The sequence below is a fragment of the Streptomyces sp. NPDC021100 genome (assembly GCF_044333095.1).
GTDB lineage: Bacteria > Actinomycetota > Actinomycetes > Streptomycetales > Streptomycetaceae > Streptomyces.
Genome location: NZ_JBIRQH010000042.1, coordinates 1 through 13169 on the forward strand (window position 1 = coordinate 1; position 13169 = coordinate 13169).

Genomic DNA, 13169 nt, shown 5'->3' on the forward strand with positions numbered 1-13169 from the left:
CGCGCCCGGGGGGGGGGGGGGCGGGCGGCCCCCCCCCCCCCCCCCCCCCCCCCCCCCCCCCCCCCCCCCCCCGGCGGGGGTGTGGCCCGCCGGGGGGGGGCGGGGCGCCCCCCCCCCCCCCCCCCCGCCCCTTCACTGGAGAACCCCAATGATCCGCGCCGGACGCCGCGCGTACGTACAGACCAGGGACAAGCTGGCCGAAGCCATGGGCATGCCCATGGGCACCTTCCGCAACAAGAAGCCGTACGCGCGGGAAGACCACCCCGCGCCGATCAGCTCGGACGGTGCCCGGGTCCTGCTGTGGGACAGCGAGCAGACCCTCGCCTACCGCGAGGGCCGGCCCGTGCCCGAGCTGCCCACCACCGACAGCGACGATGACCTGCTGGACCGTCAGGAGGCGGCCGCAGCCGCCGGGGTGTCGCCCAAGACCTGGGACGGATACAAGAAGGACCAGGCGCTCGCGAAGCACATGGTCGACGTCGGGGGAGTGGAGCACTGGCCGCGGCGCGCCATCCGCGCCTACCGGGACCGCCCCGGCCCCCAGGCTCCCGCGGGCCGGCCCACGGGCAGCGGCGACATGGTTCCGCGCGACGCCCTGCCCGGCCGCATCGCCCAGCTGCTCGACGACGACCCGGCCGTCACCATCGCGACCGTCACGGAGGAGCTCGGCATTTCCGCAACGGCAGCGAAGAAAGGCCTCGTCCAGCTCCGCGGAGAGCGCATCGCCGACCTCCTCGAAGCCGAACCCGGCCTGACCCCGGAGCAGGCGGCCGAGCGCCTGGGCTACCCGGCCGCCGTCCAGCGCGCGCCGCTCCGTGCCGCTGCCCTCGAGCAGCGGGCCCGGCAGGCGTACCCCTACCTGCAGAACACCGCCGATGCCCTGGCACAGGAGGGACTTGCCCCCGCGCAGGAAGTCCAGGTCCAGCGCCCGGCCGACGGGGTCCTGGCCGCCGCCGTCGTGCTAGAGAGCGGGCCGGTGCCGGCCCTGGTGTGGGACGAGCGCTACGGGTGGCGCACCGCGGTCAGCCGCCGCCATCCGATCGGCAAGGACACCGGCGCCCCGCCGGAGGGGGACGGCATCCGCTACCTGGGCAGCGGACAGCAGCCCGCGGCCGAAGAGCTCCTGGCCGGTCTTGCCGACGGCCGCAGGGGATCGGTGCGCCCGCGGCGCATCTATCCGGCCGGTCCCGTGGAGTAGACCGCGTTGTGCCGCGCGCTCAGGCCGTGCCGCCCTGGTGCTTCTTGACCTGCTTGAGGACGTGGTCCCGGGTGTAGTCGAGGAACTCGGCGGTGTCGCCCTGAGCGCCGTGGTAGCTCTTCACCTCGGAGCCCACGGCCCGCCAGAACTTCTGCTCGGCCTCCTCGATGGCCTTCTGGGCAGCCTCCAGCGCCTTGTCCCGCTCGGCCCGGGCCTTCTTGAGGCGCTCCACGAGAGCCCTGCGGGCCGCTTCGCGTTCTTCACTGGGCCGTGGGCGTTGCCGGGGCATAGGGGGTCCCTTCGCGGTGCCGTCGGGCTGCGCGCCCTGGTACGGACTGGATGAATGCAGCCTCGGAGACTGCATTGTAGGGGTCTGCATGCGGGGTGGCCTCTGAGCGGGGTGCGGGTACGGGGCCCGGACGGGACGCGGCGTCGGTCCCGCGCACAACTCGCCGACATCTGGGGCGTGTCACCCTACCGATCGTGATGAAAGTGCGGTAGCTTTTTCTTGTCGGGAGTTCGTGGCAGACACCGGCACCGAAAACACACCGCTCACGAGGGAGTCCCCGTGTTCAACACGATGAAGCGCACCGCCCGTCAGAGCTCCACCAAGACCCTGACCGACCTGCTCCGCGCCATGGACGGCCAGTACGCCGTGACCATGACCTACACCGACGCCGACGGCGAAGAGACGGTGCGCACCATCGAGGTCCACGACGTCCTCACCACCCGGGAGGGCCGGATCATCATCCGCACCATGGACCGCCTCCGGGACGAGCGCCGGGACTTCCGCACCGAGCGGATCGCGGCCTACACCGTCCACCGCTCCCGCCACGTCATGACGCCCCCGGCCGCGAAGACGCCGGTCCTGCGCTCCGCCGCCCAGCTCATTGCCCTCGAACTGGGCCGCGACGACTGGAGCCCGAAGCGCATCGCGCTCGCCGCGTGACCCTGTGGGGCCCGCCGCTGGCGGGCCCCACCCCGTCCAGCGCCGCATCCGCAACCGCGCGTCCAGAAGGACCCAAGGAAGGCAGCATGACGACCACGCTTGAGCGCCTGGCCACCGAGCCGAAGCACGACCCGATCATCATCCCGCCCAACGTGTGGTGCGATCTGCTGCACCGCATCGAAACGCTGTGCCCGTGCGGCAGCACGGCAACTGTGGACGTCCGCAAGGGCACCCTGAGCACGCACGAACCGAAGTCGGAGTGGACCCTGGGCGGACAGCGGCGCGCGGTCATCCAGGACGCGTACGGCGTCGGCATCACCTGCCGCTACAGCGGTCGGACCGTCACCCTGGACGCCGCCCTGGCGCGTGACAACGTCCTGACCCCGGCCGAGCAGCACGTTCGTGATCGGACGCAGCGCCTGCTCGAAGCGGGCACCGTGTTCACCGCGCCCGAGGGTTACGCCCTGCCGAAGGTGGTCGCGAGCCTGTTCGCGCTCGCCGAGACCAGCGGCTGGGCCACCGCACAGGCGTGGACGCCGTACGAGGACGGATACACCCTGAACCTCCGGGTCGGCCGGGCGGCCGACGACGGGCTGGGCTGGCAGTACGACCTGTCCTGGTTCTGCGCCCCCGGTGTCGCACGACGGACCCGGTTCGGGCTGAGCCGATCGCCTGACCGCAGGGGCTTGTACGACACCCCATCGGTGAAAGCGATTCGGGGTGTCATCACCGCCAACCCCGTGCCTTAAGGAGGGGCACCGACGAAACCACCGCTGTGCGTCGCCGAGCTGACGGACGTTCTGGTACCTCGGCCTCACCCTGAGCCGCCGCCAGCAGTGACCACCCCACCCGGCCCTTCCCGGGCCCCTCCCGTACTCCGCCAGGGCGGCGGTGCCAGCCGACCGCGATCGGGAACACCAGGCAGTTCCGCTGAACCCGGCCGGGACGGACCCGAAGGCAGGAAGCGCGCGGCCAACTGTCCGTCCCGCCCGATAGAGTTGCTCTGCAGGGCGAGCCGAACGCCCATCCATGACCGCGCGCCCACGTAGCCGGTCGGTTGGAGAAGGTTCTGAGGGATCCGGCGCTCTACACCGTGAGGTATTGATCCGCTCTCGTCGGCGGGTGACGTGGGAACCTGCCAGTTCGGAGCTGATCATGACCAGGCACACCAGTGAGCGCACCGAGGCCCGCGCACTTCAGCGCGCTGAGGGAATCGGCTACCACGAAGCCCTCGACCGCATCCGCGCCGGTGAGCCCAGGGCCGCCGCCGGCACGGTCGTCGCGACGTTCACGCGCGAGAACGCGTGGAGCTTGCTGTGGATGCTGACCGTCCCCGGCCACGGGCCGTACGAGAAGCTGCGGCTGGAGCAGCACTCCTGGGGCGCGGAGGCCGAACGGGATCTCGACCGCGCCCTGGACGTCCGCGGCTGGCAGGCCGCCAGCCCGCTCCCGGCCGACGGACCCCTTCCCCACACCTTCACCGTTCCGGTGCGCCCCACCCCCCGCGGCGAGCGCTGGAAGCAGCGCTGCCGGGCCACGGCCCGCCTGTACGCCGAGGCCGGGCGCGGGTACCACGACATCCAGGAGCCCTACGGCGCAGCGGTCGCCGCCGCCATCGAACGCGCCGGTCTGCCGGTCACGGACTTCTGGGCCGACGCCGGTGAACCGCGCAGCATCGTCATCACCCTCCAGCCGGAATCCCCGGCCGACGGCGGCGAAGACGACGACGGAGAGCCGAGGGAGCTGCTGATCATCTGGACCGATGCCGGCGCCTGGCAGTACGCCTGGATGCGCCCCGACGGCTCCAACGAGTACCCCGACCAGCTCCCGGACTACCCGGGCCCCCTCGCCCTGCCCGAGGACGTGGCCGAGGCTGTCCGCACCTTCCTGCGCCGTGATCCGGCCCTGCCCCTGGAGCGCCCCGACTGGCAGCCGTCGGCCGATTACGCCCCGGACGCCCGCCCGTACGAGGCCGAAGAAGACGACCCCGACCCGGACTTCGAGCGGTCCCTGGCCGCCTACCTCACCCACCCCGACTGGCTGGCCCAGCAGCAGGCCCGACAGCTCTGGGCGGCCGACACCGCCCGGACGGACGCCCCGCAGCGCCCCGGGCGCGCCTGACCCCGGGGCAGCAGCCGACGGCCGCCGCGCAGCAGCGCGGCGGCCCCACGGTGAACTCGTCGCAGATCCCAGCAGCACGCCAGCCCCTCAACCTCCCGGAGTTCCCCGATGCACTCCAGCACGCTTCCCGACCGCGTGAACATGTCCCAGATCGCCGCGATCGCCTGGGTCGGCCGGGCAGCCGTCAAGAACTGGCGCCGGCGCCACCCCGACTTCCCGCCCCAGGTCGGCGGCACCGACGAAAGCCCCGTATTCGTGCGGGCTGTCGCCGAGGCCTGGTTGGACGACCACCACCTCCACCCGCACTACACACCTCCCACCGCCGAGGCCCGCACCGGGTGCACGCTGACAGCCCTGCAGCTCCTCCGGGCGGTCATGCCCGGCGTCCTGGCCGGCGACTTCGCCGACAGCTACGAGGAGTCCGCCGCACCGGAGGGCGCGCGGGCCGCCCTGGCGCGGCTCCGCGACTTCCTCCAGGTCGCCGACCTCGGCACGGAAGTGGCCCCGCTCGTCCTCGAACTGGGACGCCTCGCCGCCTCCGGCATGACGGTGGTGAAGAACGGGAACCGCGAGCAAGTCGAAGGATGGTTCGCCACCCGCACCGGCGCGCTCGAACCGGTCGCGATGAGCGGTGACTTCGGCTTCCGGGCGGACCTGGCAGCGACGGAGATTGCGGCCCTGGCCGCCGGGGCGCTGTGGGAGACGGACAGCGACGGCCTGTACGGGCGGCATGCCCTCGCGACGGCACGCCGGGTGTGGGCGGAGACCCGCGCGGCCGGGGGCGACCCGGGCCGCGCCCGCTACGAGCTGGTGCTCTCCGCGTCGTGGCTCGCTGGCCACACCATCGCGCCGGCCTTCGGCAACGACGAGGCGCGCATCGACCTCTACCTCCATGTGGAGTCGCTCCGGTGCAGCGTCATCGGCGGCACCACAGCCGCACCCTGACACCCGGCCAGTCGCCCGACAGTCAAAGCCGGGATGCCCGGGCGCAGCGCAACGAGGCTGCGCCCGGAGACCTCCGGTGACTTGGGCGGAAGCGGCGTGTTCTCCCACCGGTCGTGATGTAAATGCGGTAGCTTTTTCTTGTCGGTAGGGCTTGTGGCAAAGCCCCCGGCAACCGAAAGCACACCGCGACCAAGGGAGTTCCCCCGTGGCAGAGCTCAGCTGCTTCAGCTCGCTCGACCCCGACGGCCAGATCACCGAGCGGGTCGAAGGCGTCGGCACCGTCCTCGATCTCGCCGAAGCCCTTCGCGGGCCCGTCCCGTACATCACTCTCCGGCTCACCGACGGTGTCGAGCTCCACTACCAGTCCGCCGGGCCCGAACCGCGCAACGCCATCGCCACGGCCCTGGCCGCCCGCTATGGCTTCGACGCCCCCGACATCCGGGGAACCGCCGAGATCACCGGCCCCAGCAACGACAGCGACGTGGCCCAGGGCATGGACCACGAGACGTTCTTCGCCCTGTACGACGCGCTGGCCGCCGTCTGCCAGGACCTCGGCGCCCGCCTCTACAGCACGGTGCGCCCCGACGAATGGGTCTTCGTCCGGCCGACCGACTACGCGCAGGGCGATGTGATCTGGTTCGGGGGACAGCCGCACATCTTCGTGCGCCTGGTCGACTACCCCGCCGAGTGCGAGACCGCCCGGCTGATCCCCGGCGCCCAGTACATCCTGTGCGAGGACGGCTTCACCATGGGCGCCACCGGCTCTTGGTACCCGACCCGCGTCAGTGAGGCCCCGCCCGGCTACTGGCAGCGCACCGGCAACCAGCTCCTGGCCGCCGACAGCTGACGTCCCGCCGGGGGTGGCCGCGCGGCCACCCCGGCCCTCGCGCACGCCCACCACCTGCCGAAGGAGGCCGCATCATGTCCTGCACCCACCGCCCCGACGACCACTTCCCCGGAGAGAGCTGCATCCGGGCAGACGAGGTCAGGCCCGGCGACCGCATCGCCGTACTCGGCGGCGCAGCGCTGGCCGTCGTCCGCGACGCCCGGCCGCACACCGAACCCGGCTGGACCGCCCTGCTGCTCGACACCCCCGCCGACGGGCCCGCAGTCCTGGAGTCCGGCACGCTCCTGCCCGTCCGACGACCCGAACCAGAGCCCGACCCGGAGCCGCTCGACGACGAGCCCGAGGTCAGCGTCACCGTGGAGCTCACCGTGACCGAGGAAGTCGAGTACGTCTTCACCACCCGGGTCGAGGTCCCCGCCAGCATCGCCGCAGACGACGAAGCGCTGCGCGACCACCTCGCCGAGGACGAGGAACTCTGGCTCGACGGCCTGGACCCTTCGGGCGGCAAGGGCATCTACCTCTCCGTCAACGAACGCAGCCTCGACGCCGCGCGCGTCGTCCTGGCCGCCTGACCCATCGGGGCGGCCCGCCGGCACCGCAGCCGAGAGCCGCCCCCCAACCCCCGAGAGAAGGCCTACCGTGAACCACCGCTTGTACGTGCACCTCTGAGAGTGGGATGCCGCCCGTGCCGCGGAAGACGCCGCGGCAGCGGGAGTCATGACGTCTGGTTGCGTTCGGCATCCTCACTCAGTGATGCCTCCCAAGCTCTGCTCACCTCCCAAGCTCGGATCACCTCCACAGCAGCGATCCGAGCGATGACTCCGTTATCCGTAGCGATGTACGTCGGCAGGCGAGTTTCGGGCGTAGGCCGAGCAGACGTGATCTGCTTGGCCGTCAGCTCTTCGACCTGCTCCAGGTTGGCCCCAGACAGGTTCGCCTCGTCCAGAGACGTCCGGTACAGACTCGAACCCTGGTCGAAGTGGGTTTTGATGAGTTTTGCCCGCGTCAAGTCGGCGTTACTCAAGTCCGCACCCTCAAGGTGCCCCCCACGCAGATTGGCCCGCTCCAGCTGCGCTCTGCGCAGGACTGCGTCCTGCAAACTGGCCAACCGTAGGTTGGTGTGTTGCAGGTGGGAATCCTCCAGGATCGCCCGTCGCAAGTTGGCCTCATGGAGGTCTGCCCCGCGCAGGTTCGTACGGGCCAGGTTGAGTCGGAAGGGCTCGTGGCGGTCTTGAGGACGACGGCCCAGCACGGTGAGCGCTGCCTGGACGGGTTCGGTGGGCCGCAGGAGCGTGGCGTCAGGGCGGCGCGGGGTGGCGCCGTGTGGCATTCGGTCCTGCGAGCGTCGGCGTGCGAGTCGCAGGCGGTCATGCGTGTCGGTTTTCGCCGGTGCGGGCGCGTGTTCGCGGACGAATGCCGCGAGCACTTCGACGATTGTTGCGTGGTCCTTCGGCGAGTCCCGCATGATGCGTTCCAGAGCGTAGATCCCGCCGAGCTGTTCCACGGGTTTGTCCGAGGCGATCTGGGTGATGGCTCTGGCGTAGCGGTCAGTGACTTGGCCCTCACGAGTTTGGTGCAGGGTGCGGTGGGTGTAGAGGATGCCGACCGCTGCCAGGGCACCGGCGCCGAGCGCGAGCAGGGCGGTGCGGACTCCCGTCACGGTGGTCGCGACGGGCTGCGAGAGTCCGTTGTTGAGGTATCGGTGGTCGATCCACCAGGGGATTCGCCACAAGGCCACGCCCGCCGCGGCTACTCCGCCGAGCGCGGCCAGCGTGCCACAGCTCCACATGCGCATGCGCCGCTCCCGGCGCCACGAGCTTGTGTCCATGCTCTCTAGCACAACGCGCCTCCGCCGCGTGGGCATTGCGACGCGACGGGACCGTGCCCACGGACTACCTGGAGGGCCGAGCGGCCCTCGGAGCTGTCCGCCGATGCCGAACGGGGCTGCTGGGATGACACCGTCACCCTGCGCCTGTACTGCGCACCGCGCCCCCGCGACGCTGGCTGAACCGGCTCCCGGCTGGCGCACCCATCCTCGGAGCAACGAAGGAACTCCCGTGCCCAGTTACACCGTCGTCTGGGAAATCGACCTGGACGCCCACGACCACACCGACGCAGCCCGCCGGGCCCTCGCCATCCAGCGCGACCCCCGGTCCTGGGCCACCTGTTTCGCGGTCCACGGCACCGCCAGCACGGTGCACGTCGACCTCAGCCCCGACGACCCGGACCCCTCCGGACCCGGCACGCCCGCCCTCACGCTGGCCGCCTGAACCACCGCCCGCACCTGTCTGCGCCCCGGACCCGGCCCAACGCCGCCCCGGGGCGCAGCTGTTGGACGGCGGGGCGCAGCGAAGGGGAGAGGGTTTCTCCCTTCCGGGTGGGGGCGCGGCGCCGTCCTCACCGCCCGGCGGTCCCCGGGTCCGCTGCGCTCCCCCGGGGACCGCCTCTCCGCGTGCCTGGAGCCCGCTCCGCGGCCTCTAGGACCAAGCGCTCCGCGCTCTCACGCACTGCGGGGCATGGCAGCCGGGACATGGCGCTCCGCGCCGTGTCCCTCGCTTCGCGCTGCCCTGCCCCTTGCTCTGGGCCCTCCGCGCCCAGAGGAGGCGGCGCGGCCCGCACCGTGCCCCCACCCGGCTTCGTACGTGCGTGCTGACCTGCGGCAACACGCTGAAGAAGATTCCCGAACCTCCCCCCAGTCGTGATTAAAATGCGGTAGATTTTTCTTGTCGGCGGGTTCGTGGCAGACCCCCGGCGCCGAGAACGCACACCCCGACCAAGGGAGACGTCTATGCCCAGCACCGCGATCGCCCCGGAGACCTTCGCCCTCTTCGTCCAGCCCGACGGGCGTTTCCGGCTGCTCCACTGGGGCACCGTCCGCACCCCGGAGCATGCGCTGTGCTGCGACACGGCCCGGCCGGTCGACCTCACCACGCAGCTGACCATGTGGATCGACCAGGACTACCCGGAGCTGTGCCAGCAGATCAACCGGCCCGCCATGGCTCTGGTCGGCCTCTTCCGGCCGGAGCAGCACCAGCAGCTGCTCACAGGGGACGTCGTCTTCACCGGCACCACGGACGCCCACGGACACGCCCTCGGGCTCACCGAGGCCCAGGCCGTCCTGCTGATCGGACGGTACCTGGAGCGACCCGCCAACCTCCCCCCTCAGCAGCGCCCCTGACACCAGGTCGCTCACCGGTCCCCGGGGAATTCCCGGGGACCGGCCACCGGAATTCCGAACGGAGAAATCACGTGAAGTACACGATCATCGGCGACTGGTACGAAGTTGACCTCTCCTCGTCATTCGCCGTTGTCGCCGAGGGCGACACATTCGAAGAGGCCAGAGAAAATGCCGCGCCCGCCGTCCTGGAGCGCTTCCCCTACCGCGCCGAGGGAGACGACGGCGAGACGCCCGAAACCTTCTGGGGAGGCGACCGCGGCGCGTACGTCGTCGCCGCCTTCGAAGGGGACCTGAGCGCCCAGGCCGTCGACGGCGCGGCATTCGAGCTGATCGCATGACGGCCGCCGCACCCGCACCGGTCCAGACGTACACGGTGATCGGGTTCCGCTTGGACGTCGACCCCGCTGAACTCCTCGTGGCCGCCGTCCTGCCCGGCCCGCTCGCCGACGACGTCATCATCCTGGCCACCAGCGAGGACGACTTCACGCGCTGGGCCATGGAGTTCGACGCGGACGGCGCCGACGAAGCGGCCGCGCAGGCGTACGAGCACTGCCGCAGCGATCCCGACTGGGACTGACGGACAGCGTGCGGCGCCCGTGACCGGGCGCCGCACGGCGGCAGGGAAACCCGGCGCGCCGGATCGCCGAAATCCCCCGCCAGTGACGAAAATGCGGTAGATTTTTCTTGTTGGGTTCGGCGGTGGCAGCCGCCCAACACCGAGGACACACACCCCAACAGAGAGGGCATCACCATGACGGACAAGAGCCTGATCGACGGCGCGACGCACTTCGACGACACCGTGAGCGACGACGCGATGCGCTGGACCCGGACCCCCGAGCCGGAGCCCGAGGCGTCCGCCGCATCCCTCACCGAGGTGTTCGGCGACCCGATCCACGTCTACACCCGCGCCCAGGCCTTCGCCGACGGCTACCTGCGGGCCGTTCCCGAGGGCCTCTGGCGCGAAACCCGCTTCTCCGTCCCTGTGGCCCTTACGGCCGCCGCGTGGGAGGACTGCGTGGCCTGGACCGACGCCGACAGCGACCGCCAGGTCCCGCAGGACGAGATCGGCCGCCTGTGGGATGTGCTCTCCATGACCCGCTGGGCCATCGGCAGGAACCGCAACGGCAGCCGGGTCGACGTCGAGCTGTACCGCGTCCCGCGTGGAGGCCGCGCCCGGACCGCCCGCCATGTGCGGCTGGTCGCCGAGATCGGTCCGGGCGACAACGGCGAGCCGGTGCTGACGATCAGGCAGCCGGACGAGGACTAGCACCCAGGGGCGCAGCCGAAAGGCTGCGCCCCTCCCGGGATTCCAGCGGTGGGGGAGTGGCCCCCCGCCGCGGCCTGGTCTCCGGTCGGTGCGGTGGTGGGAGGAGACGCACCGCGCGTTCCTGGACCAGGGCGAGTGGACCGTCACCGTGTGCGCCGGCGGGACCGACCACACGGCCGTGCGGGAGGCGTTCGCGGCCGGCCTCCCCGGCAGGCGCGACGAGATCCTGGCGGACACTCAGAACCGCATCCCACGCCGCAGCGGAAAGACGGTCAAGACCAACCCGGACACGCCCGAGAAGGTGCGCCGGGACTGGCAGCGGGCCCGCCACAACGGCACGGCCCCGAAGCCCGCCAAGGCCGCGTTCGCGCCCGGCGGCTGGGTGACCTGGACGCATCCGGGCACCGGCGAGACGCTCACGGGCGTGGTGACCGGCTGGCTGCCGGAGCACCACTCGGGCGAGTTCCCACGCCACGCCCGGACGATCGTCCCGGCAGACGGCAGCGAGCCGCTCGTTATGCAGCTCCAGCCGAAGGCCAAGCCGTCCGAAGGCCCGTGGCTCGTCGTCTACGGCATCGGCCAGTCCAGCACCGTCCAGCCGGACTCGGCTCCGAGTTGAGAAAGACCCGGCCAATCGCCGTGTCTTCCCCCCGACGGTGACGAAAGTGCGGTAGATTTTTCTTGTTGGGTTCGGTGGTGGCAGCCGCCCAACACCGAGAACACACCCCACGAGGACGGAGTCCCCCATGACCCACACGCCCGACGCCCTGCTCGTCACGCCTCAGGCGGACTTCGTTCCGATCAACCTGCCCGGGGACACTGAGTCCCGGCTGGTCGTCCTGCGCTCCGTGCTGCGGTGCGACTACGTGGACGTCGTGGCACTCACCAGCCAGCTGGACATGTGGCTCGACGACGAGGGGCTCTACAACCACCCGGTCAACAGGATCGCGACCGCGCTCGCCGCACGCTTCGGCTTCGTCTACCAGGACTATCACGGGCCGGTGCTGCTGACCGGCGGCGCCGACTCCGAAGGCGACACCCTGCCGCTCACCAGGGACAAGCTGCTGGCTCTGCTCGGCATCGCCGAAGAGCTCTGAACCAGCAGGCCGGGCGGCACCTTGGCCGCCCGGCCCGGATCGGCTCCACCGGCGCAGCCATCGGCTGCGCCGTCCCTCCGGCGGCGGGGGAGTGGCACCCCCGCCCCGTCCGAAAGCGCGCACGTGCAACCGAGGAGAGAACCATGCCCGCCATCAGCCCTGTTCCTGAACGCGATCTGACCGCCGCCGCTCCCGGACCGTTGCACGGCAACGCCATCGTGGCGGCGCTCCTGCGCAACGTCTATGGGGGCGACGGCCGCACGCCGGTCGACGCTGTGATCTTGCGGGAGACGACGGACATCCCTACCGCCGGGCGCCGTGCTGGGCAGGCCGCTGCCACGCTCCGGCACACGGCTCGGTGCCCGCGTCCGGTCTCGCCCCGGTGGCTGACCGGCCAGGCGGGCATCCACCAGTCCCGTTCGATCCTCGCGGCCGACGAGGCAGAGTACGCGGCCCAGCAGAGCCGTGCCGCTGGACACAGGTTCCGTTCTACGGCCTTCCGGTGGTGGGTGTTCATCGCGTGCACTAACGCATGGGTGGAAGCCCATCTCCGGGATGCGGCCGCGATCCTGAGTACCCCGGATGCTGATCACGAGGCCGCCCGGGCGTGGATGTTGACGGCGGCGGAGCGTCTTGATTGCGTTTGTGCTGGTGTCGGTCCGTGGTGATGAATTCCGTGAGGAATTCGGGGGTGTTGGCAGGTTTCTGACGGTGTGAAATCCGTCGGGGAATGAGGTTTCTCGGCGAGTGGATAGGGGCCCGAAAGGGCCTCTATTTCTTTTCGTGCTGTTTGTTTAGGCCCATTTTTGGCTTTTAGATATGTGCTGACTCACCGTCAGTTTGACGGTTTTTTGGTTGGGAGTTTCGTCGGGGTCTGGGTGGGGGTCTGGTGTCGGCTCCGGGTGGGTGTCGGGGTTTATCGTGGTGTCTCGGGGGTTGTTCTTTTGGTGGGGTGGTGTTTCCCCTTCGGGGAAATACGGGTGCGCATTGTGTGTGCACGTCCCCGACGGGGTGTCAGGTGTAGGTCAGGGCGCCCGCGAGTCCGGCCGGGAATGTGTCCGGTATCCCTTCTGTGTTGTCTGTTGTGCGGGTCCCGAAGGGTCCCGCGCCCCCGTCCTCCCCGCCCCGTCCTCCGGGTACCCGTGCCACCCGTCCCCGGGCCCCGGCAGGGGCCCGCTCCACACCCCGTCACCACCCGTTCCCACCAAGGCATACCGGCCCTCAGCCCAGACCCTAGCCACACCCCCGTTCTGATACACCCTCCCCTGTCCGGCCCCGAAGGGGCCATCCCCGACCCCCCCACCGGACACCACCCCAACCCCGTGCCCGCCAACGGCGGACACCCCCCCGGCCCCCACCATCCCCCAACCCTCCGTCAGATTCCCCGAAGGGGAATCCGTGAAAACATTTCAGAAACCACGATAAAAACCCGCTTCCTCGAATTCCCGACAGGGAATTCAACCGCCCCGAATTAACCCCCGAAGGGGGTTATCCTAAACCACCCCGAATTCCCCGAAGGGGAATTCCAGCGGAATTCCGCCGAAAGGCGGAATTCAATAGGAGGCGC

At 70.7% G+C, this 13169-nt stretch carries 17 protein-coding genes; 15 read left to right on the forward strand and 2 right to left on the reverse strand.

Annotation, left to right across the window (positions count from 1 at the left end):
- Positions 1-148 precede the first annotated feature (148 nt).
- Positions 149-1198, forward strand: coding sequence for a DUF6292 family protein (locus tag ACH4PU_RS35910; RefSeq protein WP_398282186.1), 1050 nt, complete (start codon positions 149-151; stop codon positions 1196-1198).
- A 19-nt stretch (positions 1199-1217) separates the two neighbouring features.
- On the opposite strand, the gene ACH4PU_RS35915 is transcribed toward ACH4PU_RS35910, so the two are convergent.
- Positions 1218-1487 carry a hypothetical protein gene (locus ACH4PU_RS35915; RefSeq protein WP_398282189.1) on the reverse strand — a complete coding sequence of 90 codons (270 nt, stop codon included), beginning with the start codon at positions 1485-1487 and terminating at the stop codon, positions 1218-1220.
- A 279-nt stretch (positions 1488-1766) separates the two neighbouring features.
- On the opposite strand from ACH4PU_RS35915, the gene ACH4PU_RS35920 reads away from it, so the two are divergent.
- From ACH4PU_RS35920 to ACH4PU_RS35945, 6 genes are all read left to right on the forward strand, one after another.
- Complete coding sequence (locus ACH4PU_RS35920) at positions 1767-2147, forward strand: WYL domain-containing protein (protein ID WP_398282192.1); 381 nt, start codon at positions 1767-1769, stop codon at positions 2145-2147.
- 86 nt (positions 2148-2233) lie between these two features.
- Positions 2234-2896 (forward strand): hypothetical protein, encoded by a 663-nt coding sequence (locus tag ACH4PU_RS35925; protein ID WP_398282195.1) that lies wholly within the window; start codon positions 2234-2236, stop codon positions 2894-2896.
- Between the two features lie 406 nt (positions 2897-3302).
- Entirely contained in the window at positions 3303-4268 is a 966-nt protein-coding gene (locus ACH4PU_RS35930; RefSeq protein WP_398282198.1) for a hypothetical protein, read from the forward strand.
- 108 nt (positions 4269-4376) lie between these two features.
- Positions 4377-5213 carry a hypothetical protein gene (locus ACH4PU_RS35935; RefSeq protein WP_398282201.1) on the forward strand — a complete coding sequence of 279 codons (837 nt, stop codon included), beginning with the start codon at positions 4377-4379 and terminating at the stop codon, positions 5211-5213.
- A 205-nt stretch (positions 5214-5418) separates the two neighbouring features.
- Positions 5419-6060 carry a hypothetical protein gene (locus ACH4PU_RS35940; protein ID WP_398282204.1) on the forward strand — a complete coding sequence of 214 codons (642 nt, stop codon included), beginning with the start codon at positions 5419-5421 and terminating at the stop codon, positions 6058-6060.
- Positions 6061-6134: 74 nt separating this feature from the next.
- Complete coding sequence (locus tag ACH4PU_RS35945; RefSeq protein ID WP_398282207.1) at positions 6135-6632, forward strand: hypothetical protein; 498 nt, start codon at positions 6135-6137, stop codon at positions 6630-6632.
- 143 nt (positions 6633-6775) lie between these two features.
- Here ACH4PU_RS35945 and ACH4PU_RS35950 read toward each other — a convergent pair whose 3' ends face one another.
- Positions 6776-7855, reverse strand: a complete 1080-nt coding sequence (locus tag ACH4PU_RS35950) for a pentapeptide repeat-containing protein (RefSeq protein WP_398282210.1) — start codon at positions 7853-7855, stop codon at positions 6776-6778.
- Between the two features lie 262 nt (positions 7856-8117).
- On the opposite strand from ACH4PU_RS35950, the gene ACH4PU_RS35955 reads away from it, so the two are divergent.
- The 8 genes from ACH4PU_RS35955 (at position 8118) to ACH4PU_RS35990 (ending at position 12270) form a co-directional block, all read left to right on the forward strand.
- A complete protein-coding gene (locus tag ACH4PU_RS35955) occupies positions 8118-8330 on the forward strand; it encodes a hypothetical protein (RefSeq protein WP_398282213.1) in 213 nt (70 codons plus the stop codon).
- A 518-nt stretch (positions 8331-8848) separates the two neighbouring features.
- Positions 8849-9238 carry a DUF3846 domain-containing protein gene (locus tag ACH4PU_RS35960; RefSeq protein ID WP_398282216.1) on the forward strand — a complete coding sequence of 130 codons (390 nt, stop codon included), beginning with the start codon at positions 8849-8851 and terminating at the stop codon, positions 9236-9238.
- Positions 9239-9309: 71 nt separating this feature from the next.
- Positions 9310-9576, forward strand: coding sequence for a hypothetical protein (locus ACH4PU_RS35965; RefSeq protein WP_398282219.1), 267 nt, complete (start codon positions 9310-9312; stop codon positions 9574-9576).
- Entirely contained in the window at positions 9573-9815 is a 243-nt protein-coding gene (locus ACH4PU_RS35970; RefSeq protein ID WP_398282223.1) for a hypothetical protein, read from the forward strand. Before ACH4PU_RS35965 ends, ACH4PU_RS35970 begins: the two co-directional genes overlap by 4 nt.
- 174 nt (positions 9816-9989) lie before the next feature.
- Positions 9990-10505, forward strand: coding sequence for a DUF6573 family protein (locus ACH4PU_RS35975; protein ID WP_398282226.1), 516 nt, complete (start codon positions 9990-9992; stop codon positions 10503-10505).
- An 88-nt stretch (positions 10506-10593) separates the two neighbouring features.
- Positions 10594-11124: a hypothetical protein gene (locus tag ACH4PU_RS35980; protein WP_398282229.1), complete on the forward strand. Its 531-nt coding sequence runs from the start codon at positions 10594-10596 to the stop codon at positions 11122-11124.
- Positions 11125-11251: 127 nt separating this feature from the next.
- Positions 11252-11602 (forward strand): DUF3846 domain-containing protein, encoded by a 351-nt coding sequence (locus tag ACH4PU_RS35985; RefSeq protein WP_398282232.1) that lies wholly within the window; start codon positions 11252-11254, stop codon positions 11600-11602.
- A 143-nt stretch (positions 11603-11745) separates the two neighbouring features.
- Positions 11746-12270: a hypothetical protein gene (locus tag ACH4PU_RS35990; protein ID WP_398282235.1), complete on the forward strand. Its 525-nt coding sequence runs from the start codon at positions 11746-11748 to the stop codon at positions 12268-12270.
- The last annotated feature ends 899 nt before the right edge of the window (positions 12271-13169 follow it).